Origin of the sequence: Myroides odoratus (assembly GCF_965118575.1) — a bacterium.
Classification (GTDB): Bacteria; Bacteroidota; Bacteroidia; order Flavobacteriales; family Flavobacteriaceae; genus Flavobacterium; species Flavobacterium odoratum_B.
On the sequence record NZ_CBCPHW010000002.1, the window covers coordinates 41,446 to 62,947 of the forward strand.

The window sequence follows — 21,502 nt, forward strand, 5'->3', positions numbered from 1 at the left end:
TGTTTTTATGCTGTGTTTTTAGTGTTGTAAAGCAATTTTTATCTGGGCACAAATAACAATAGCTGCTAAGATAAAAATAAGTATAATCACGGTAAATTGGGCAAGGCTTATTTTTTGGTTGTGATAAGCCATCGCTTTTATATATAAGTAGGAAGGAATAAACAAAGCTAAGATTACGCCGGCAATTGCAGCATAACCTAGGGCAAGAATGAATCCTTCCGGATAAAATAAAGCAAAAAGCAAAGGAGGAATAAAGGTCAATAAGCCCGAGGTACTTGTTGTTATCCAGGCTTGTTTCTTTTGTTTGAATATATCCTTATAATAGTCAAAAAGACCAATACTTACCCCTAAAAAAGAAGTTCCCAAAGCAGTAGCAGCAAATAAACTAAACAAGGTTTCGATATGAACCGAATTTGACATTTCACGAATACTCAAAATAAGTCCTTTTAATTCTGAGTTTCCATTGAGAATCTGCATGAATCGCGTTTGATCGATACTGCCCAAAACCACAATCTGCCAAATCAAATAGATGACAAGAGGAAGTAAGCTACCCATAATAAAGGCAAGTTTTAATTGCTTTTTATTTCCACCGAGATAGTTTACTATGGTCGGAATACTGCCGTGAAAACCAAAAGAAGTAAAGATAGCGGGTATGGCTGTTAGGGTTATACTAAGTGATAGGGGGGGGGGTAATAAATTAGCCTGTTTGACAAAAGGGAATAATAAGGTTACGAGTAAAACTAAAAAAATAAGTTTAGCAATAAACAGGCCACGTGATAACCAATCCACCCATTGCGTACCAATGATGACGATTCCACTAAAAAGGAGTGAGAAAATTAAAATGGCGGTATGTGTATCGAAATTCGTATCCAACAAAAGATCAATATTCGCTTTCACAATTGTTCCTCCTCCCGACATATAGGCGGCCGTTAAACCATAAATCAAAAACATGAGACTAAAGCCTGCTAGTTTATTGATAAAAGAGCCCGTGTATTTTTTGGTTAACGTATTAAAACCAGCTGTCGGAGTATTGAAGTCATATATTTTGACCATCAGTAAAGCGGTATAGCACATAGCAAACCAAATAACAAACAGAAGTAAAGTGGTTCCCCAAAAACCAACACCTGCTGATGTTATTGGCATAGCAAGCATTCCTCCTCCAATACAAGAGCCTGCAATTAGTAAGATGCTACCGATCAATTTACTGTTCATACGTTTAAAATTTTGACGAGCTACAAAGATAAAAAGCTTTTAGGCTTATTCTTTTAATGGTAAGAGAATTTGTTGTGTGAAAAGGAGTTAATTGTTTAAAAACAGAAATTCTATAGATTAAAGATAACCCTTTTTTGAAAAGAGTTTGACTCGATTAATCTCTTTTTTACCTAGAAATTGTGCATTATCTGTTTTTTAAAATATAATCGACAGAAGTTACTTAAGGTATAGATGCGCTTGTGTCAAAAGCGGTAGTGGAGAGGCATACTCAACTTTTTATCTGTTTGTAACCCATGGATAAGGGATGAGAAGTCATTAAGTAGTTGGTATTGTCGGAAACAATACGATTTGTATTTTATAAATAAAAAGGGAATCAGTGAAAAGAGGGTTTTTATAAAATACATAAAATTTTGATAATCAATTTGATAGAATGAATAGGTTGTAAAAAAAATATAAAAATTACTTCTAACTAAATATTCTGTACTATATTTGTCTTACGATGAGTAGAAAAAAAATGATAGCAAGGATTTTATTAGTGGTAGCTTTTTTGTTTACCACTGTATTCCAATTAGTGCATAGCTATCAACATATTTCTGCCGCTGTTGCTTATGAACAGGAACATCGTACCCATGCACATTATATTGAAAAAAGAGGAAGTGATACAAGTAGTCAACTTACAGAAGATCACAGTCACTCTGACCATTGTTTTGCCTGTGATAGTATTCCTACTTCAGGATTAGTTCCTATTCAAATAGAATGGCAAAGTGTGGTTTACCAAACCATTCAAGAAGTACAAGAGGAGAAAATACTGTTATTTACTCCTTTATCTCACGTTTACTATTCCCTTCGCGCCCCTCCAGTTACGGTTTAATTCCTCGATTTTTAGTTCGTCAATCTATTGCATTGACCACTATTTCATTAATTAAAACGTATTGTATACTATGAGAATTCTATGTACATGGATTGCTCTGTTGTTCTCTTTCAGTATTTTTGCTCAGCAATATACGGTTTCAGGGAGAGTTTCGGATTACCATGGTGAAGCCTTAATTGGCGCTACCCTAACTATAGGAAATCAAGCCTTTATGACAGATGCTAAAGGAAGATTTCAAACCAAACCTATTGAAAAAGGTTTTTATCAATTAGTCGTTTCTTATCTTGGATTTGAAACATTGACTACCCAATTGGAGATTCAATCCAATCAAGAATTAGATTTACATGTAAAAGAGAGTTCAACGCTACTCGATCAGGTTGTCGTTGCTAGCCAGGCCAAACACAGTGTACAACATGTTGATAAAGTATCCAATCAGCAGTTAGTAGACAAATTTGCAGGTTCTTTAGCGAAAACACTAGAATCTGTAGCAGGTGTTAATGCCATGGATATAGGGGCAGGTGCATCCAAACCCGTTATTAGGGGATTGGGATTTAATCGCGTGGCTGTTACAGAAAATGGAGCTAAACAAGAAGGACAACAATGGGGAGCCGATCACGGCTTAGAAATTGATGCCTTTAGCACTGAAGAAGTGGAAGTCATCAAAGGCGTCGGTACTATTGAATATGGCAGTGATGCCATTGGAGGTGTAATTAAAATTAACAACGAAAAAATCCCACAAGTCCATTCCTTTGAGGGACGAACTCTTGTCTATGGCAAATCAGTAAATGATGCCGTAGGAGCCTCTGTTCAAGTAAAACAAAGAGGGGAACGCTTCTTTTATAAGTTAAAAGTGACAGGACAAGATTATGGAGATTATCGGGTTCCTATCAAACAGATTGATTACTTAAATACGATTATTCCCATCGAAGGAGGGCGTATGAAAAATACAGCCGGAAATAATTTAGCCCTATATGGACAAATAGGCTATGTAGATACTAAATTTAGAAACATACTAAGTATCAGTAATGTATATGATAAAAGTGGTTTCTTTCCTGGAGCACATGGTATACCTAATATTGCAGCTGTGCAAGAGGATGGCAACCACAGAAATATAGAATTACCCAATCAATCGGTGAACCACTTTAAGGTTACCAATACGGCAACTTGGGATTTTGATGCGAATCAAAAATTGATTGTATTACTTGCTTTTCAAAATAATAAGAGACAAGAAAATAGCTTGTTTCATACCCATTTTGCTAATCAAAGTCCACCAGAAAAAAATCCAAACCTAGAATTGGAGTTTGTCTTGAATACATTTGATGCGGCTGTAAAGTACGAGCATCTATTTACCAATGAACACAAATTAACCGTTGGCGTCCAACAAAATTATCAAAATAATACCATTGGCGGTTATGGATTTCTATTGCCTAAATTTAATAAAATAGGCGTAGGTGCATTTGGGATGTACGAGTATTTTGTCAATGAGCGCCTCACATGGGAAGCAGGTATCCGTGCAGACTATGCCAGTATAGAAGTGAAACCTTTTTACGATACAATTCTATATGATTATTTGATTGATAAAGGACAATCTTCTGCTGTTGCCTCGAATTACGCCCAACGCAGTGAAAAGCAAAATCGCAGTTTTAGTAGTTTCAATGGAATGATTGGCGCGAAGTACGATTGGACAGATCAACTTAATATCGGTGCAACAATAGGAACCAATTTCCGTTTCCCAACCGCTATTGAGTTAGCCTCAAATGGAGTACATCACGGAGCTTTTCGCCATGAGAAAGGAAACCCAGATTTAGATCCTGAAAAGGGAATTGCTTTTGACTTTAGAGCGACCTATCAAACCAAAACATTCAGTACTACTATAAGCCCATATGCGTATTATTTTACCAATTATATCTTTTTAAAACCTACGGGAACATTTTCTATTTTGCCAGATAGTGGACAAATTTATGAATACACCCAATCTAAAGCGTTAATCACGGGATTCGAATGGAAAGCGGAGCAACGTTTGTGGGATCGATTAACAGTAGAAGGGGTGTTTGAATTTATCTACAACAAACAGCTAGACAATGGTAAAACAGGAAATTATCCATTGCCTTTTTCAACCCCGGCTAACTTTTTTGGACAGGTGAGCTATACCCTTCCCAATTGGAGTGTTTTTCAAGATTCGGAAATTTTTATCAATGGAAAATGGTATGCGCAACAGAAGAGAATTGCACAAGGAGAAGAAATTACCCCAAGTTCACAAAGTTACGGTTTGGGAATTTCCTCGACGCTTCACGTAGGACGCGTGGAGGCAAAAGCAAGTTTGACAGCCACCAATATTTTTGATGCCAAAATATTGAACCACATGAGTTTTTACAGACCCTTGGGAATTCCAGAATTAGGAAGATCGATTCAGTTAATGCTACAAATTCCTTTTTAATGAAAAAAACTAACATAGGTGTTAGTAAGTATTTTGTTTTAAGTGTAATCTTTTTTATTCCGCTGATTAGCAATTTACTACACTATGTTGTTATTGAGCATGAATTTGGAAAGCGAACTCGTGGATTAGAATGGATTGATGGTAGTAAAGTACACTACTGTGATCAAGACTTATTCAAGATTCATCCAGCGGTTGAAGTACCTTGTATTTTTATTGAAATTGTCCCCCTATTTGTATACAGAAGCACTGTTTTAACAGCAAGTAAAATTGTAGAACAACAACCTAGTTTTTTTTATTTTAATCGGGGCCCACCGGGGCAAAGGGTAAACAAACTGGGAACAACACATTTTTACAAATAATACAAATCATTTTAAAATTTAAAACAATGAAAAAAATACAATATTTAGCTGTCGTTTCAATCGCAAGTTTATTCGCTTTTACCTCATGTTCAAGTGATGATAATACAGACACACAAAAGCCAGAAGTAAATTTAGTAGCCCCTGCAGAAGGAGCGAAGTTAGAAGCAGGAAAAGACATTCATTTTGATATGATTGTCTCTGACAATGAAGGCTTAGGTTCATACAATGTGGATATCCACAATAATTTTGATGGACATGACCATTCAGGAGAAAACCATACACATGCATTAAAAGCAATTGTAGAAACAAAACCTTTTACTTATAATAATACCTGGGATTTAGGTGGTGTTAAAAATGATAAGATTCACCATCATGAAATTATCATTGCTGAAAATGCAACCCCTGGGAAATATCATTTTGCTGTAAAAGTTTTAGATAAATCAGGGAACCAAACGATGGTATTTAGAAACATCGAAATCGTTCCTAGTGGTGAAGGTGATGGTGGAGACCACGATCACGACCACGACGATCACGACCACGCACATTAGTAGTCCGCCTTAATTGGTTTATATTTGTAGAAAGCAAGGTGTAATGCCTTGCTTTTGCATTAATTATTAATATATTTACTTTTAAAGAAACTTAAAACATAATTATTTTTATGAGAAAATCGCTTATGACACTTCTTGTAGCAACTTTGATTATTTCATGTAAAAATGAAGGGGCGAAAGAACAAGCCGTAGATATTCAATACCCTGAAACGAAAAAAGGTGAGGTAGTGGATACGTATTTTGGCGTTGAGGTAGCGGATCCTTATCGTTGGTTAGAAGACGACCGTTCGGATGAAACTGCAGCATGGGTAAAAGCACAGAATGAAGTAACGTATGGTTACTTAGCACAAATTCCATTTAGAGACCAATTGAAAAAACAAATGGAGGAAGCTTGGAATTATGAAAAAATTAGTGCTCCATTTAAAGAAGGGAAATACACGTATTTTTTCAAAAATGATGGGTTACAAAATCAATCGATTTTGTATCGTAAAGATGCTGCTGGAAAAGAAGAAGTATTTTTAGATCCTAATAAATTCTCTAAAGATGGTACAACCTCTTTAGGAAGTATAGATTTTTCTGAAGATGGAAGCAAAGCTGCTTATGCCATTTCTGAAGGAGGAAGCGACTGGAGAAAAGTTATCGTGATTGATACGGAAACGAAAGCAGTTATTGGAGATACTTTAGTAGATGTTAAGTTTAGTGGCGTTTCTTGGTTTAAGAATGAAGGATTTTACTATTCAAGCTATGATAAACCAGAAGGAAGTGAATTATCTGCCAAAACGGATCAACATAAATTGTATTACCATAAATTAGGTACTACTCAAAAAGAAGATGCTCTTATTTTTGGTGCAGCTCAAAAGAGAAGATATGTAGGCGGGTCTGTAACCGGAGATAATCAATATTTGGTGATTTCTGCTGCTACTTCTACGTATGGAAATGAATTGTATATCAAAGATCTTACAAAAGCGAATAGCCCTATTGTAACGCTAGTTAACAATTTTGACAGTAGTAACAGTGTGTTGGATAGCAAAGACGGTAAATTGTATATTGTAACAGATTTTAATGCACCTAATTCACGTGTGGTAATGGTAGATGCTACTAAACCACAACAAGCAAATTGGGCTAATTTCATTGCAGAAACAGAAAATGTACTATCCCCAACCAAAGGCGGTGGGTATATTTTTGCTAGCTATTTGAAAGATGCGGTTTCTATGGTTAAACAATACGATTACACTGGAAAAGAAGTAAGAACGATCGAATTACCAGGTATTGGAACAGCGAGTGGATTTGATGGTAAAAAAGAAGAGACAACGTTGTATTATTCATTTACAAACTACATTACACCAGGAACAATTTATGCTTTAGATGTGACCAATGGTGCTTCTAAAGTATATGAACAACCGAAAGTAAAGTTTGATTCTTCTCAATATGAATCAAAACAAGTATTTTATACTTCTAAGGATGGAACAAAAGTACCGATGATCATTACTTATAAAAAAGGCATTGAGCTGAATGGTAAAAATCCAACGATGTTATATGCTTACGGAGGTTTCAACATTAGCTTAACGCCTTCTTTTAGTATTGCTAATGCCATTTGGTTAGAAAATGGAGGTGTATATGCGGTACCAAATTTAAGAGGGGGTGGCGAATATGGAAAAGCTTGGCACGTAGCAGGAACAAAAATGCAAAAACAAAATGTATTTGATGATTTCATTGCTGCAGCTCAATACTTAATTGACAATAAATATACCTCATCTGATTTCTTAGCTATTCGCGGAGGATCAAATGGAGGATTATTGGTTGGAGCTACGATGACACAGCGTCCAGATTTAATGAAAGTTGCTTTACCTGCAGTTGGTGTATTAGATATGTTGCGTTATCATACGTTTACAGCTGGTGCTGGTTGGGCTTATGATTATGGAACAGCTGAAGATAGCAAAGAGATGTTTGACTACTTAAAAGGATATTCTCCTTTGCACAATGTAAAAGCAGAAGCCTATCCTGCTACGATGGTGACAACGGGAGATCATGATGATCGCGTTGTACCTGCACATAGTTTTAAATTCGCTGCAGAATTACAAGCGAAAAACAACGGAAATAACCCAATGTTGATTCGCATTGAAACCAATGCCGGACATGGTGCAGGTAAATCAATCGCGCAACAAATTCAAGAGAACGTCGACTTACAAGCATTCACTTTGTATAGTATGGGAATAAAGAAATTGAAATAAATATTGAATTGAAAATAAAAAAGCTTGAGTCTAACTCAAGCTTTTTTTTTATTGTGTAAATCATATATTTCAGAAAATTCACCCATAACCCATCACCATCACTTCACCATTTTATAATCTTTAATACCTGCATTAATTTCGGCATTAATATCGTTTTGTGCGGGAGGAATTGGACAGGAGAATTTAGGATTATACACACAATAGGGATTATAAGCTAAATTAAAGTTTAAGATAATCATTTCTCCTTCGGGAATTTCTAAATCAATATAGCGACCCCCTCCATAAGTACTAACGCCTGAAGTTAGATCTGTAAAAGGTAGAAATAGATGTTTTTCGTATTCTTTTTGATTGCGTAAATTAATATCTTGAAAAAGGGCAAGGGTATGTTGTTTTCCATTTAGGGAAAAGGTAGCTTCCCCATATTTGACATAAATGGGTTTGCGTTCCGTTGTTGTTGGCATTTCAAAAGGCACTTCATCGGGGGTACGAGTGAAGGTTGCCTCAATAATAAAACGCTCATTGACGGGAAAAAAATCCAGGCCTTTAAATTTTTTCAAAGCATCAGGTACTAGTGGTGAGGTTTCTTTAGCAGCAAATTCTTTGTTTAAGCTTTTTTGAAATATTAGGGCTTTGTCTTTTTCAGTTTTGGGGGCTGTGCAGGCGAGCTGTACTAAAAGTATAGCACCGAGCATAATTAATCGTTTCATTATTTTTTATCTTGTTCTGGGTTGCCGTAAAAATAACAAAAAAGGTTTGCCTTTTAAAGACAAACCTTTATTATAATAAAAGAATGGAGATTACTTGATATGTGATCGTAACATCCAAGCTGCTTCTTCGTGTTTTTCCATCAGACCCGTTAGGAAATCTGCGGTACCTTGATCGTGTAAAGCATCAATGGCATCAATGTTTTCTCTCAAGAAAATAATAATCGCTTCATGATCCTTGCATAAGTCTTTAATCCAAGATGCACTGTCATTACTTTCATTATCTCTTGTTTCTGTTAAATGCGTTAAAGCGAGGTATTCTTTTAATGTACTAGGTGCATAATGCCCTAAATGGCGAATGCGCTCCGCTACCTCGTCAATATATTCTTCAATAGCTTCATATTGGGATTGAAAAAATAGATGCATGGAATGAAAATCGATACCTTCTACGTTGTAATGTGCTTTTCTAGTTTTTGTAAAAAGTACAAATTCATCTGCAAGTAATTTAGCAAGTGTATCGGTTATTTTTTGTCTTGACTCGTCTTTTAGACCAATGTTTGTTTTCATAGTATTTGATTTTTAGTTGTTTACAAATTACGAAAAAAAGAAGAGAAAACCATGGAGTTAAATAATAAATAAAAGATAAAATATTATTTTTTCTGATTCTTTATAAGAATCCGTTGGTATGGGACATAAAAAAAGGACCTGTTTCCAGGTCCTTTTTCTTGTTATTTTTTCAATTTATCAGCGGCATTTTCTAAACCTTTTTGGGCTTCTTTTGCAGCTTCATTTACTTTTTCTTTTGTTTTGTCCGCTTTATCTTTCGCGTCGTCTTTTACCTCATTGATTTTGTCTTTGGCTTCGTCTAAGGAGTTTTCAGCATCTTTTTTCAATTCATCTGCTTTCTCTCCCATTTTGTTTACCACTTCTTCTGTTTTGTTTTTTGTGGTTTCCCAAGCTTTTTGAGCATCATCTAAGGTTTTTCTAGCTGCCGCTTCTGCTGCTTTGTCTCCGCTTTTTACGGCTTCTTCAAGCGCTTGTTTGGCTTCTTCATACTTAACCTCAGCTTCAGATTTTCCTTCTGATAATTCTGTCGCTATTGTTTCATTTTCGATAGCTTCAGATTTGTTGTCTTTACAAGCTGTAGCGAATAATAATCCACCAATAGCTAATGATAATACAATTTTTTTCATAACAAACTAATTTGAGTTTGACTACAAGTTATGAAAAATCTAGTTTATATGAAAATAATTGATTGAAAAGGTGAATTTTTTTTATTTCTTTTTCGATTTTTTCAAATCCAAAGGACCATACCCATTGATGTATCGCGCAATTGTCTGTTTGCGTTTACTGACATAAGGCCCAGATTTTATAGGGTTGTATTTTCGAGGATTCGGTAGGATTACTGCAATTCCTGCTGCTTCATGTGGGGTTAGCTTAGCGGCACTCTTTTTATACCAGTGTTGCGCAGCTGCTTCAGCCCCATAAACGCCATTGCCCATTTCAATACTATTGAGATAGACTTCCAATATGCGTTCTTTGGACCATAAAAATTCAATTAAAACAGTAAAATAGGCTTCAAATCCTTTTCGAATATAACTTCGTCCTGGCCATAGAAACACATTCTTGGCCGTTTGTTGAGAAATGGTACTCCCCCCTTTGATTTTTCTTCCCTTCTCGTTGTTCTTCATCGCCTTTTCAATGGCTTTAAAATCAAAACCACTGTGACTTAAAAAGTGTCCATCTTCACTGACGATGACTGCTTTTTGTAAGTTGGGACTAATTTTGTCCAACGATACCCAATCGTGTTCCAAAGTAAAGGATTTGCCTTCCTTTTTTTGCTCGTATAACCTTATAAACATCAACGGTGTGTAAGGAATCGGAACAAAACGGAATACAATAACAGAAAGGATGCTTATAGCAAAGAACCACAAAATAAGCCTTAGAAGAAGACGTAGAAGTTTGCGAACCATAGATTTATAACATATGAAAACTTTTGCAAAGGTAGTAACATATTGTGAATTGCAATCTGTAGTAAGAAAAAAAAATGCAATAAAAAAGCTACCCGATTGAGATAGCTTTTATTGGTGTTTTATACGGGGTTTGTCGTCCATAAAGAGGCTGTTTTTAACATCGCTCTTCGCGGTAATTTTAACGCTGCTACGATTAATTCTGCAAAATCTTCAGGTTGCAAGATGTGATCTGGATTTCCATCTGTTAAACCTAATTCAATAGACATATCCGATGCAATCGTACTTGGCGTTAAGGTACAAACGCGAATGTTGTTTTTACGCACTTCTTTCATCAGGGATTCGGATAAACCGATAACCGCAAATTTTGAAGCAGAATAAGCGGACGTTGTAGGATTTCCATTTAATCCAGCGGTAGAAGCAACATTGAAAATGTCGCCTTCATTTTGATCGATTAAATGCGGCAATACTTCACGGGTTACATTGTAAACCCCCATTACATTGGTTAGGAGGATTTCTTCCCAACGCTCAGCGGGCATGTCTACAAATTTCCCAAATTCTGAAATACCAGCATTGTTGACTAAGATATCAATCCCGCCTAGAAAAGCAATGACTTTGGCAATTTCTGATCGAACCGCTTCTTTATCTACCACATCAAATTGTGCATACGTAGCTTTTACGCCTAAGTTTATAAGTTCTTCAACGGTTTGTTTTAAACGCGCTTCATTTCTACCTGTTATAGCAACATTGATTCCTTCTTTAGCAAAGGCCAGTGCAGTTGCTTTTCCTAAACCTCTTCCACCACCTGTGATGATGGCATTTTTTCCTTTTAGTGTATGCATAGCTTTTTATTTTTTAGTAATTAATTTGTTTCGATGGTGCGTTCAATAGCATTCCATAAGCCATACCTCTTTTGTAAAGCTTCTTTGGATATGTGAACTACTTCTTGCCATTTCTGGTCATCAGAACCGCAAAGTTCTGTAATCATTTGCATCGCCATAGGGCCGTGTTCATCTCCATCTAATTCAATATGTCTTTCAAAATAATAAATTAATTTTGACAAATCTGTTGCTGGAAAGTTAAGTTGAAAACCTTGGAGTATTTCGGTGAACATCGCTGGAATTAAATCTTCACGACCAAACGTAAATGCTGCAGCAATTTCATGCGGTTTACCTTGTGCAATAACCTCAAAGGTAAAGGTTAAAAAGGCTTTGATTTCTGGCTCTACCTGTAAGGCTGTAAGGGCTTCGTTAAGGTCACTTCCTGTTTGTAAATGACCAATGAACGTTTCTATTGTATTTACATCTGCTTTGGCGCTTAGCATGGCATCAATATACATTTCGAAGTGGCTCAAACGCTGTCCATCCAACGCTAAGTCAGATTCTTCCGCTAATACAATCTCATTGATTAAATAACGCGTTTGAGGATAAGGAGAAGCAAACCAGGGTACTGTAGTGCAGGTTAATTTTTGCTGCAAAGCCTTTAATAAAGACATAAAATCCCAAACCGCATATACATGGCCTTCCATGAATTTTTGCAAGTGTGTAATTGTCGTAATTTTTTGATATAAAGGATGTTCTAGTAGCGTTTGGCGCTCAGTTGTAATCAGTTGATTGACGGTTTGAATATTCATAAGGAGTAAAGATTTATACAAAAGTAAAAAAGCTTCTCGGTTAGGAGAAGCTCTTTATATAAAGTTTATCTATTTAAGAATAGATTATTATTTAAATGCAGGGAAACCTGTTACATCCATACCTGTAATTAACAAGTGGATATCATGTGTACCTTCATAGGTTACTACTGATTCAAGGTTCATCATGTGACGCATAATTGAATACTCACCTGTGATTCCCATACCACCTAACATTTGACGTGCATCACGAGCAATTTCTAAAGCCATGGCAACGTTGTTGCGTTTTGCCATAGAAATTTGAGCAGTTGTAGCTCTTCCTTCATTTCTCAAAACACCTAAACGCCAAGTTAATAGTTGTGCTTTCGTGATTTCAGTAATCATTTCAGCTAATTTCTTTTGTTGCAATTGAGTAGCTCCAATCGGTTTGTCAAATTGGATACGCTCTTTTGAATATCTCAAAGCGGTATCATAACAATCCATAGCAGCACCAATAGCACCCCAAGCAATACCATAACGAGCAGAATCTAAACAGCCTAGTGGCGCTCCTAATCCTGATTTGTTTGGCAATAAATTTTCTTTTGGAACTTTTACATTGTCAAAAATAAGCTCTCCTGTTGCAGAAGCTCTCAAGGACCATTTGTTATGTGTTTCTGGAGTTGTGAAACCTTCCATTCCTCTTTCTACGATTAATCCGTGAATTCGTCCTTCTTCGTTTTTCGCCCAAACAACTGCAATATCAGCGAAAGGGGCATTTGAAATCCACATTTTTGCTCCATTCAATACATAATGATCACCCATATCTTTAAAATTGGTAATCATTCCACTTGGATTTGAACCGTGATCAGGTTCTGTTAAACCAAAACAACCAATCATTTCACCAGTTGCCAATTTTGGTAAGTATTTATTGCGTTGTTCTTCGTTACCGTATTTCCATATTGGATACATAACTAAAGAAGACTGTACAGATGAAGTTGAACGTACACCTGAATCACCTCTTTCAATTTCTTGCATGATTAAACCATATGAAATTTGGTCTAACCCTGCTCCGCCGTATTCTGTTGGAATATAAGGACCAAATCCTCCAATTTCAGCTAATCCACTGATAATTTGTTTTGGGAATTCTGCTTTTTGAGCATATTCCTCAATAATTGGAGATACTTCTCTTTTAACCCATGCTCTCGCAGCATCGCGAATTAATTTATGCTCTTCGGTAAGTAAATCATCTAAAAGATAGTAATCCGGTGCCTGAAATAAATCTGGTTTCATATATTCTTAAGTTTATCAGTTGTGACAACAAAAATAAGTAATATTTAGATATGTGCAATTTTTGCAGGTGAAACTATAAGTAAATTGCTGTTAATTTACGCCTTAACGGCAAAGTATAGCTATAAACTATACAGTTAGGTGATAACGAACCGAACGACCTGCGCCACTTAGGACAAGAATGCCTTTTTCTACGAGATCTTGTAAATCTCTCGTTGCCGTCGCTTTTGATGTTTTTGTTAGGGACATGTATTTTTTGGCAGACATACCCCCTTCAAAATGCTCAAGCCCTAGGTCAAACATTTTAAGGATGACTTTGTGTTGGCGCTCGTTGAGTTGAGCGGTATGTAGATCCAAAAAGTGAGTTTTATTGACAATAAGGTGAATGGTCTGCTTGGCTTGTTGCTGTGCCTCTACAAGAATATGACTAAAATAAATAATCCACGCGGTAAGGTCGAGGGATTTTTGAGCTTCTTTTAAGGCTAAATAATAGGTTTTTTTATCTTTTTCAATCGTTTTGGACAAACTTAATACCAGGGGGAATTGAAGAGATTCAGCTAAGCATTTTTCAGCCAAAGCACGCCCAATTCGCCCGTTGCCATCCTCAAAAGGATGAATAGATTCAAAGTACAAATGACTAATAGCTGTTTTAATTAAAGCATTTTTAAAATCTAGCGGAGCTACCTTATAGTGAGTATACCAGTCAATGAAATGCTCCATCTCTTTCGGGACTTGACCCGAAGGGGGGGCTTCATAATGTACAAGCTCCCTTCCGTATGATCCTGATATAATTTGCATTGGATCTGTTCCTTCTCGGTAAAAACCAGAACGGACGGTAAAGGATTGAGCAAATAAAATTTGATGCCAAGTTTGAAGCAAGTCTTCTGATAGTGGTATGTGGTAACTAGCGCGAACTTCGACCATTAATTCACTTACTCCTTCAGCGCGTTTATCAAAAATTAAATGTTTGGGAACGGCTAGCCCAATTTTGTTTTTTATCGAGGATAGAATGTCTCGACGACTGTAGTATTCTCCTTCAATTTCAGATGTTTTCATTGCCTCATCTAGCATAAATTGAAGCAGCGTTTCTTGTTTAACGTCCTCTTTTAGGGTATCAAGAATGCCTTTTACTTCTCCAAATGCCAATGTAAAAGTCGACACAGCAGCATCTAGGGCAGTAGTATCATAACTGAAGTTGGGCCAGTTTTTATGTTGCCAATTGTAATTCATGAGCCGAATAATGGAGTTAATCGGCTCAAATATACGAAAAAAATGAGCCGATTAAACGCGCTAATCGGCTCATTTTTTTATAATAGGTTGATTTATAGGGTGTAGCTTATGAATGTGCTTGGCCTATTATTCATTACTTATTTTTCTGTTTTCTGCGTTTCAGTCTGCGTCTCACGAAGAATAAAACACCAACTGTGATCAAAATAAACGGCCAGATATAGAACAATCCTAAGGTAAATGAAACCAGGTTCTGCCATCCTTCCGCAAAAGCCGTTGACAACTCAAAGCCAAAAGAAGTGGTTGATTCCCCTTTTTCATGGAAGGTAATCGATAAGGTACTAAATGAAATACTGTTTTTCAAGTAGTTTAACCTTCCTTCATAGGATTCAATATCCGAACGAAGAGATTCAATTTCTCTTTCTATAGCGAGAATTTCTTCTATTTTATTCGCTCTCGTTAAAAGTGCTTTATAGCGATTTTCTAATTCTTTTTTAGTATTTAGGCGCGATTCAACATCGATATATTCTTCTGTTACATCTAAAGCTTTGATTTCTTTGGCCTCTATATTACTAGCTTGACTCGATACGGTTGCAAGTAAGGTGTCAAAGTTTTCAGCGGGTATTCGAAGGGTTAAGGTATGTACCGTTCGACCCCCATAGGTATCCGTATTGTCTTGAGAGATATATCCTTTGTATTGGGCAACGGTTTCCGTGATTTTTTTTCTTGTTTCGACCGCATTGCCAGTCTCAAAGCGAATCGTTCCCTCTCGAATTATTTTGCGCTCTACAGTTTGTGCGTTTTCTAGATTTTTAGCAGGGGCTGTAGTAGGAGCCATTTCATCAAAAGCTAGACTGGCCTCGTGATTTGTTTTTTGATTACATGCCGATAGGGTTACCAGGAGAGACAAGGCAATAATCAGACGGGAAATCGTTTTTTTCATAGTTTCTTTTTTAGCAAATTTCATCTAGTTCTTAAACTAGAAAACTAGTTTAGATACACAAAGTAAAGGTATAAAAAAAGAGAGAGAAAAGAAGAAGCTTCAGTACTACTAAAAATAGTGATTTTGGTTTCGAAAGGCGAAAGACAGAAATAGGTCTCCGGTTTTGTTAATTGAAATTTCAATAGAATAGGTTAAATTGCGAATGTGTTTTTAATAATTTAAGTAAACGTTATGTTTAAGAAAATAGGATTACTTTCTTTCTTATTGGTGTCCCTTACTGTTTTTGCCCAAGAGAAATTGCACATCAAAGGAAAAATCGCAGGAATCTCAAATGAGGCAAAATGGACCCTTATAGCGGGAGATCAAGAAAAAGAATTTCAAGCCAAAGACGGTATTTTTGAGGTAGAGTTGCAAGTAGTAGATGCTCCACAAGTGGTTTATTTATATGTCGATGAGGCTGAGGATTCTAAATATACAAGTTTTTATTTAGGTAATGAATCGGTGCGTATTGAAGGTTCCATCGAACAATTCCCGCATAGGATTCAGGCCTTAGATTCGAAATATGACGGGCTGCGATATGAGCATCAATTGATCAATAAAGACTTAAGTGATTTGATGGATACGTATCAAAATGAGCTAATGCAACTTTTGGAGGATGGGGTAGATAGAGATAGTCTTTTTAAGGTTTTTTACAATGAGGTTGAACCTGTGGGCAAAATGAAGCAGGTTGTTGATCAACAAGCAGAACGAGATTTTATATTTGTAAAAGAACACCTTAATACAGATTATGGGCGTTCGATGTTGCAGTATACTACAGCTAAATTGACGGATGAGCAAATGAGGGAATTGTTGCAATTGGTCGATCCCCAGTTTGAAAACACAACAGAAGTACAATTTTTAAAAACCTTACAGGAATATAAAGAATTGAAAATTGGTGATGCGTATTACAACTTTAGTGCTTTGAATAAGCAAGGGAAATCGGTAGAGTTTAGTGATTTTTTCAATGGAAAATACGTGTTATTAGATTTTTCGACCATGCATTGTGGCTATTGTCAAAAGGCAGCTCCTAAAACAGCAAAATTGGCGGAAGAGCTCAAAGATAAAGTCACCTATGTTACGTATTATGTAGATAGTAGACTTGATACCATGGATATGTACTATGAACTGAAGGGAAATCAAGGGATTTTGCTCTGGAATAAAAAGGGCAGATTAGATACCGTTTTGGCGAAATATAGGAATACAGGTACACCCAATTATGTTTTATTTGACCCTCAAGGAAAGGTAAAGAATATCCAAGTGGGATATTCAGAAGATATGGAAGAGGATATCAAAGCCTGGTTAGAATAATAGAAAATGTCCTTCAATCGAAGGACATTTTCATTTTGAAATTTAGAATAAAACAACAACTATAAAGTGGCTTGAGTAATTATTTTTTTGATTGTATCCGCTTTCCCCATGGAGTAATAGTGCACAATAGGCATATCTGCTTGAATTAACTCTTTGGTTTGTTCCGCACACCAGGCCATGCCAATTTCTTTTATTTCTTGGTTATTTTTGGCTTTGAGTACCTCGTTGACTAAGGCATCAGGCAAGTCAACATTAAAGCGTTGAGGGATGATACTCAATTGATTTAAAGATACCAACGGTTTTAACCCAGGAATGATAGGTACAGTAATGCCAATTGCCCTGCATTTTTCGACAAATTCAAAGAATTTCGCATTGTCAAAAAATAGCTGTGTAATGATGTAGGATGCTCCTTGGTCAATTTTCTGTTTGAGGTATTTTAAATCGGTATCTAAATTAGGGGCTTCCATGTGTTTTTCGGGATAGCCCGCTACGCCAATACAGAAATTCGTTTGATTGCTGTTTTCCAATTCGGGATCGAGGTATTTCCCTCGATTTAAATCGGAGATTTGTGTTACTAATTCCGAAGCATATTTATTTCCCTTGGACTCTGCTTTAAAATACGTTTCGTTTTTAACAGCATCCCCACGCAGAGCAACCACATTGTCAATGCCCAAGAAATCTAAATCAATCAAGAAATTTTCTGTATCCTCTTTGGAGAAACCACCACATAAAATATGCGGAATAGCATCTATTTTAAACTTGCTTTGAATCGCGGAGCAAATACCCACCGTTCCTGGGCGTTTGCGAACGACTCTTTTTTCCCATAAATCATTGCTCGCTGCTTTGTATTCATATTCTTCGCGATGATAGGTAACATCAATAAAAGGAGGTTCAAACTCCAATAAAGGTTCAATAGAATCAAAAATTGCTTGGATGTTTTGCCCTTTCAAAGGCGGTAAAATCTCAAAGGAAAATTGAGTTTTCCCTTTTGCTTTTTGGATATGTTCAGTTACTTTCATGCTTCTTTTTTAGAGGGTGTTTTTTGTTGAGCTAAATTGGGTGCTAACCAACGTTCAGCTTCTTCAATTGTAATTTTTCTTCGTTGCGCATAGCTCTCGAGTTGATCCTGTTCTATTTTGCCCAAGCCAAAATAGCGACTTTCTCGATGGGCAAAATAATAACCCGAAACCGCAGCCGTTGGAAACATGGCATAACTTTCGGTTAGGGTAACGCCGATGTTTTTTTCTACCTCTAGTAGTTTCCAGATGGTTCCTTTTTCAAGGTGATCGGGGCAAGCAGGATACCCTGGAGCTGGTCGTATACCCATATAAGTCTCACGGATTAGTTCCTCGTTATTTAAGGTTTCTCCAGAGGCATAACCCCAAAGCTCTGTACGCACTTTATGGTGCAAATATTCTGCAAAGGCTTCTGCTAATCGATCGGCAAGCGCTTTGACCATAATGGCATTATAATCGTCGAGTTGCGCTTCGTAGGCTTTGGCTTTTTCTTCCACGCCAAATCCAGTGGTTACACAAAATAGCCCAACATAATCCCGTTTGTTTGTTTCTTTGGGCGCAATAAAATCGGCAAGCGCAATATTGGAAGCTCTGCTATTTTTTACGGCTTGTTGGCGCAAAGTCAATACATGATCTAGCACTTGTCCTTCGGCATCATAGATTTCAATATCGTCATCATTGACTTGATTCGCTGGAAAAATACCTAGGATTCCCCGAGCTTCAAACCACGATTCCTCAATAATGCGATCTAACAGCTGGAGGGCATCCTCATAAACCTGAGTCGCTGTTTCCCCAACAATTTCATCTGTTAATAGTTGGGGAAATTTGCCAAATAATTGCCAGGAACGAAAAAAGGGCGACCAATCAATGAAGGCTAGTAATTCATAAAGTTCAACGGAAATAATTTTTGTTCCAATGAAATTGGGCTTTTGAATTTCCTCTTCTTTCCAATTAATCTTTACTTTGTTTTTGCGTGCTTCTGCCAAAGAGAGGTAGTTTTTGTCTCTTGCTCTGCCTAAATAGTCCGTCCTTAATTGGTTATATTCATCTTTAATGGCTTGTTGGTATTGTGTTTTGGTCTCTTTTTTCAAGAGTGAACTCACTGTCGTTACCGAACGGGAGGCATCATGTACATGGACGACACAATGGTCGTATTCGGGAGCGATTTTTACCGCTGTATGCACACGCGATGTGGTTGCACCACCAATCATAACGGGAATGGTAGCGTTTATTTTTTGCAATTCCTTTGCCAAATGGACCATCTCATCCAAAGAAGGTGTGATTAACCCACTGAGGCCAATGATGTCTACTTGTTCCTTTAAGGCCGTTTCGATGATCTTTTCGGGAGCAACCATCACCCCTAAATCAACAATTTCGTAATTGTTACAGGCCAGTACGACCGAAACAATATTTTTGCCGATGTCATGGACATCCCCACGAACCGTTGCCATCAGTATTTTGCCCGCATTTCCCGTAGAGGCAGTGGCATTTAATCGCTTGCTTTCTTCAATATAGGGTAGCAGGTAAGCCACGGCTTTTTTCATGACTCGAGCGGATTTAACCACTTGAGGTAAAAACATTTTGCCTGCGCCAAATAAATCGCCTACTACATTCATCCCATTCATCAAATACTCTTCAATGACTTGAATTGGTTGAGTTACACTTAAGCGCGCTTCTTCTGCATCTTCATGAATATGCGTTTCAATTCCCTTTACCAGAGAATGGGTCAACCGGTCTTGAATCGAACCTGAGCGCCACATTTCAATCTTAACCACTTGGGAAGATTCATCGGTGTCGTTGATCAAGGTTTCTGCATGATCCAATAGGCGTTCAGTAGCATCTACGCGGCGATTTAACAGCACATCCTCAACGTATTCCAACAGGGTAGGGTCTACTTCGTCATACACTTCCAGCATTTCAGGGTTTACGATGCCCATATTCATGCCCTGTTGAATGGCATGATAAAGGAAAGCTGCATGCATGGCCTCTCTAACCTTATTGTTGCCGCGAAAGGAAAACGAAACATTGCTTACGCCACCACTTACATTGGCATACGGCAAGTGAGTTCTAATCCATTTCGTGGCTCTAAAAAAATCAAGGGCATTGTTGTTGTGTTCCTCCATGCCCGTGGCTACTGGAAATATATTGGGATCAAAGATGATGTCTTGAGGTGCAAACCCTACGTGATGAACCAATATTTCATACGAACGTTGACAGATTTCAATACGTCTTTCATAGGAATCTGCTTGTCCTTTTTCGTCAAACGCCATAATTACCGCTGCTGCTCCATAGCGTTTAATCAAATGAGCTTGGGCGATGAATTTAGCTTCGCCTTCTTTTAAACTGATGGAGTTTACGATGCCTTTTCCCTGTACCACACGCAAGCCTGCTTCAATAATCTCCCATTTAGAACTGTCAATCATGATTGGGATTTTGGCGATGTCGGGTTCAGAAGCAATGAGGTTTAAAAAATGGGTCATACATTGTACCCCATCTAATAGACCTTCATCCATATTGATGTCGATAATCTGCGCACCCCCTTCTACTTGTTCTCGGGCGATGGCTAGGGCTTCATCAAATTTTTCTTCTTTGATTAAGCGCAAAAAACGCCGAGATCCCGTAACATTCGTGCGTTCACCAATATTGATAAAATTGAGGTTTTTGGTTACATACAAAGGTTCTAAACCTGATAAAGAAAGAACAGGAGGTGTTGGAATTCGATTGACAATAGTGCGCGCTTGCTGATTGCGTTCAACGGCTTGAGCAATTAATCGGATGTGTTCCGGAGTGGTACCACAGCATCCACCAATAATCTGAACTAAGTTTTGTTGGAGGAAGTGATCGATTAAGGTTTCCATCTCTTGAGGCGATTGATCATATTCGCCAAAAGCATTGGGCAATCCCGCATTGGGATGGGCAGATAGCGCTACAGCAGCATATTGACTCAATTGTTTGAGGTAGGGTTCTAGTTGTTCAGCCCCCAAGGCACAGTTAAAACCAATACTCAATAAAGGGATGTGTGAGATTGAAATCAAGAAAGCTTCTGCGGTTTGCCCCGAGAGAGTTCTTCCTGAGGCATCCGTAATTGTACCTGAAACCATAATAGGGAGGTCAATACCTCTCTCATGCTGTATTTCATCAAGAGCAAATAGAGCTGCCTTTGCATTCAAGGTATCAAAAATAGTCTCTACGAGTAACAAATCACAACCGCCATCCAAAAGCGCTTCTGCTTGTTGTTTATAGGCGATGCGCAGTTCTTCAAAAGTAATGGCGCGATATCCTGGGTCGTTTACATCTGGAGATAAACTCGCTGTTTTGTTAGTTGGACCAATGGCTCCAGCTACAAAACGAGGTTTGTTTGGTGTTAGCAATTCAACTTCATCAGCAACTGCTCTCGCGAGTTGAGCAGAAGCATAATTTAGTTCATAAACAATCGCTTCGAGGTGATAATCCGCCATGGCGATTGTCGTCCCTGAAAAGGTATTGGTAGATAGTATATCCGCTCCTGCAAGAAGGTATTGGCGATGCACTTCCTTGACTGCTTCAGGTTGCGTCAAGGATAATAAATCATTATTTCCCTTTAGCGGATGAGCAAAATCAGCAAAGCGCTCTCCTCTAAAATCAGCTTCCGTAAAATGATAGGCCTGTAACATCGTTCCCATAGCTCCATCGAGAACTAAGGTTTTGGTTTGAATTAGGTTTTGAATATCTCTTTTTACTTTCATTGCTATCATGATTTAT

The 21,502-nt window shown here is 37.4% G+C and carries 18 protein-coding genes; 6 read left to right on the forward strand and 12 right to left on the reverse strand.

Annotated elements, in window-relative coordinates; genetic code table 11:
• Window positions 1-18 precede the first annotated feature (18 nt).
• Window positions 19-1,212, reverse strand: a complete 1,194-nt coding sequence (locus ACMHJ2_RS01615) for an aromatic amino acid transport family protein (protein ID WP_413511219.1) — start codon at window positions 1,210-1,212, stop codon at window positions 19-21.
• A gap of 514 nt (window positions 1,213-1,726) precedes the next feature.
• Between ACMHJ2_RS01615 and ACMHJ2_RS01620 the strand changes: the two genes are divergently transcribed.
• The 5 genes from ACMHJ2_RS01620 to ACMHJ2_RS01640 all read left to right on the forward strand — a co-directional run bounded on the left by ACMHJ2_RS01620 (window position 1,727) and on the right by ACMHJ2_RS01640 (window position 7,658).
• The gene (locus ACMHJ2_RS01620; RefSeq protein WP_413511220.1) at window positions 1,727-2,083 is read left to right on the forward strand and encodes a DUF2946 domain-containing protein; all 357 of its coding nucleotides are present in this window, start codon (window positions 1,727-1,729) and stop codon (window positions 2,081-2,083) included.
• Between the two features lie 70 nt (window positions 2,084-2,153).
• On the forward strand, window positions 2,154-4,520 hold the full coding sequence (locus tag ACMHJ2_RS01625) for a TonB-dependent receptor (protein ID WP_413511221.1): 2,367 nt from the start codon (window positions 2,154-2,156) through the stop codon (window positions 4,518-4,520).
• Window positions 4,520-4,879, forward strand: coding sequence for a hypothetical protein (locus tag ACMHJ2_RS01630; protein ID WP_413511222.1), 360 nt, complete (start codon window positions 4,520-4,522; stop codon window positions 4,877-4,879). Before ACMHJ2_RS01625 ends, ACMHJ2_RS01630 begins: the two co-directional genes overlap by 1 nt.
• Window positions 4,880-4,905: 26 nt before the next feature.
• A complete protein-coding gene (locus ACMHJ2_RS01635; RefSeq protein ID WP_413511223.1) occupies window positions 4,906-5,427 on the forward strand; it encodes a DUF4625 domain-containing protein in 522 nt (173 codons plus the stop codon).
• Window positions 5,428-5,552: 125 nt separating this feature from the next.
• Entirely contained in the window at window positions 5,553-7,658 is a 2,106-nt protein-coding gene (locus ACMHJ2_RS01640; protein WP_413511447.1) for a prolyl oligopeptidase family serine peptidase, read from the forward strand.
• A gap of 98 nt (window positions 7,659-7,756) precedes the next feature.
• On the opposite strand, the gene ACMHJ2_RS01645 is transcribed toward ACMHJ2_RS01640, so the two are convergent.
• The 9 genes from ACMHJ2_RS01645 to ACMHJ2_RS01685 form a co-directional block, all read right to left on the reverse strand.
• On the reverse strand, window positions 7,757-8,365 hold the full coding sequence (locus ACMHJ2_RS01645; RefSeq protein WP_413511224.1) for a DUF1684 domain-containing protein: 609 nt from the start codon (window positions 8,363-8,365) through the stop codon (window positions 7,757-7,759).
• 90 nt (window positions 8,366-8,455) lie between these two features.
• Window positions 8,456-8,929 carry a Dps family protein gene (locus ACMHJ2_RS01650; RefSeq protein ID WP_413511225.1) on the reverse strand — a complete coding sequence of 158 codons (474 nt, stop codon included), beginning with the start codon at window positions 8,927-8,929 and terminating at the stop codon, window positions 8,456-8,458.
• Between the two features lie 161 nt (window positions 8,930-9,090).
• Window positions 9,091-9,555: a hypothetical protein gene (locus ACMHJ2_RS01655; RefSeq protein WP_413511226.1), complete on the reverse strand. Its 465-nt coding sequence runs from the start codon at window positions 9,553-9,555 to the stop codon at window positions 9,091-9,093.
• Window positions 9,556-9,636: 81 nt separating this feature from the next.
• Window positions 9,637-10,335 (reverse strand): monofunctional biosynthetic peptidoglycan transglycosylase, encoded by a 699-nt coding sequence (mtgA, locus tag ACMHJ2_RS01660; protein WP_413511227.1) that lies wholly within the window; start codon window positions 10,333-10,335, stop codon window positions 9,637-9,639.
• A gap of 119 nt (window positions 10,336-10,454) precedes the next feature.
• Window positions 10,455-11,174: a 3-ketoacyl-ACP reductase gene (locus tag ACMHJ2_RS01665; RefSeq protein WP_413511228.1), complete on the reverse strand. Its 720-nt coding sequence runs from the start codon at window positions 11,172-11,174 to the stop codon at window positions 10,455-10,457.
• A gap of 20 nt (window positions 11,175-11,194) precedes the next feature.
• A complete protein-coding gene (locus tag ACMHJ2_RS01670) occupies window positions 11,195-11,965 on the reverse strand; it encodes a DUF3050 domain-containing protein (protein WP_413511229.1) in 771 nt (256 codons plus the stop codon).
• Window positions 11,966-12,052: 87 nt separating this feature from the next.
• Window positions 12,053-13,231, reverse strand: a complete 1,179-nt coding sequence (locus ACMHJ2_RS01675; protein WP_413511230.1) for an acyl-CoA dehydrogenase family protein — start codon at window positions 13,229-13,231, stop codon at window positions 12,053-12,055.
• A gap of 126 nt (window positions 13,232-13,357) precedes the next feature.
• Window positions 13,358-14,458 carry a Fic family protein gene (locus tag ACMHJ2_RS01680; protein WP_413511231.1) on the reverse strand — a complete coding sequence of 367 codons (1,101 nt, stop codon included), beginning with the start codon at window positions 14,456-14,458 and terminating at the stop codon, window positions 13,358-13,360.
• 133 nt (window positions 14,459-14,591) lie between these two features.
• Window positions 14,592-15,398, reverse strand: a complete 807-nt coding sequence (locus ACMHJ2_RS01685; protein ID WP_413511232.1) for a DUF4349 domain-containing protein — start codon at window positions 15,396-15,398, stop codon at window positions 14,592-14,594.
• Between the two features lie 231 nt (window positions 15,399-15,629).
• Between ACMHJ2_RS01685 and ACMHJ2_RS01690 the strand changes: the two genes are divergently transcribed.
• A complete protein-coding gene (locus tag ACMHJ2_RS01690) occupies window positions 15,630-16,745 on the forward strand; it encodes a TlpA family protein disulfide reductase (protein WP_413511233.1) in 1,116 nt (371 codons plus the stop codon).
• Window positions 16,746-16,804: 59 nt separating this feature from the next.
• Here ACMHJ2_RS01690 and metF read toward each other — a convergent pair whose 3' ends face one another.
• Window positions 16,805-17,764 carry a methylenetetrahydrofolate reductase [NAD(P)H] gene (metF, locus tag ACMHJ2_RS01695; protein ID WP_413511234.1) on the reverse strand — a complete coding sequence of 320 codons (960 nt, stop codon included), beginning with the start codon at window positions 17,762-17,764 and terminating at the stop codon, window positions 16,805-16,807.
• Window positions 17,761-21,495, reverse strand: a complete 3,735-nt coding sequence (metH, locus tag ACMHJ2_RS01700; RefSeq protein WP_413511235.1) for a methionine synthase — start codon at window positions 21,493-21,495, stop codon at window positions 17,761-17,763. The genes metF and metH overlap by 4 nt, the downstream gene beginning before the upstream one ends.
• Window positions 21,496-21,502 lie beyond the last annotated feature (7 nt).

What these genes read in the sequence shown, in the direction of transcription:
- ACMHJ2_RS01615 (WP_413511219.1), bottom strand. Translation starts at nt 1,212, where the DNA reads ATGAACAGTAAATTGATCGGTAGCATCTTACTAATTGCAGGCTCTTGT.
- ACMHJ2_RS01620 (WP_413511220.1), top strand. Translation starts at nt 1,727, where the DNA reads ATGATAGCAAGGATTTTATTAGTGGTAGCTTTTTTGTTTACCACTGTA.
- ACMHJ2_RS01625 (WP_413511221.1), top strand. Translation starts at nt 2,154, where the DNA reads ATGAGAATTCTATGTACATGGATTGCTCTGTTGTTCTCTTTCAGTATT.
- ACMHJ2_RS01630 (WP_413511222.1), top strand. Translation starts at nt 4,520, where the DNA reads ATGAAAAAAACTAACATAGGTGTTAGTAAGTATTTTGTTTTAAGTGTA.
- ACMHJ2_RS01635 (WP_413511223.1), top strand. Translation starts at nt 4,906, where the DNA reads ATGAAAAAAATACAATATTTAGCTGTCGTTTCAATCGCAAGTTTATTC.
- ACMHJ2_RS01640 (WP_413511447.1), top strand. Translation starts at nt 5,553, where the DNA reads ATGACACTTCTTGTAGCAACTTTGATTATTTCATGTAAAAATGAAGGG.
- ACMHJ2_RS01645 (WP_413511224.1), bottom strand. Translation starts at nt 8,365, where the DNA reads ATGAAACGATTAATTATGCTCGGTGCTATACTTTTAGTACAGCTCGCC.
- ACMHJ2_RS01650 (WP_413511225.1), bottom strand. Translation starts at nt 8,929, where the DNA reads ATGAAAACAAACATTGGTCTAAAAGACGAGTCAAGACAAAAAATAACC.
- ACMHJ2_RS01655 (WP_413511226.1), bottom strand. Translation starts at nt 9,555, where the DNA reads ATGAAAAAAATTGTATTATCATTAGCTATTGGTGGATTATTATTCGCT.
- mtgA (WP_413511227.1), bottom strand. Translation starts at nt 10,335, where the DNA reads ATGGTTCGCAAACTTCTACGTCTTCTTCTAAGGCTTATTTTGTGGTTC.
- ACMHJ2_RS01665 (WP_413511228.1), bottom strand. Translation starts at nt 11,174, where the DNA reads ATGCATACACTAAAAGGAAAAAATGCCATCATCACAGGTGGTGGAAGA.
- ACMHJ2_RS01670 (WP_413511229.1), bottom strand. Translation starts at nt 11,965, where the DNA reads ATGAATATTCAAACCGTCAATCAACTGATTACAACTGAGCGCCAAACG.
- ACMHJ2_RS01675 (WP_413511230.1), bottom strand. Translation starts at nt 13,231, where the DNA reads ATGAAACCAGATTTATTTCAGGCACCGGATTACTATCTTTTAGATGAT.
- ACMHJ2_RS01680 (WP_413511231.1), bottom strand. Translation starts at nt 14,458, where the DNA reads ATGAATTACAATTGGCAACATAAAAACTGGCCCAACTTCAGTTATGAT.
- ACMHJ2_RS01685 (WP_413511232.1), bottom strand. Translation starts at nt 15,398, where the DNA reads ATGAAAAAAACGATTTCCCGTCTGATTATTGCCTTGTCTCTCCTGGTA.
- ACMHJ2_RS01690 (WP_413511233.1), top strand. Translation starts at nt 15,630, where the DNA reads ATGTTTAAGAAAATAGGATTACTTTCTTTCTTATTGGTGTCCCTTACT.
- metF (WP_413511234.1), bottom strand. Translation starts at nt 17,764, where the DNA reads ATGAAAGTAACTGAACATATCCAAAAAGCAAAAGGGAAAACTCAATTT.
- metH (WP_413511235.1), bottom strand. Translation starts at nt 21,495, where the DNA reads ATGATAGCAATGAAAGTAAAAAGAGATATTCAAAACCTAATTCAAACC.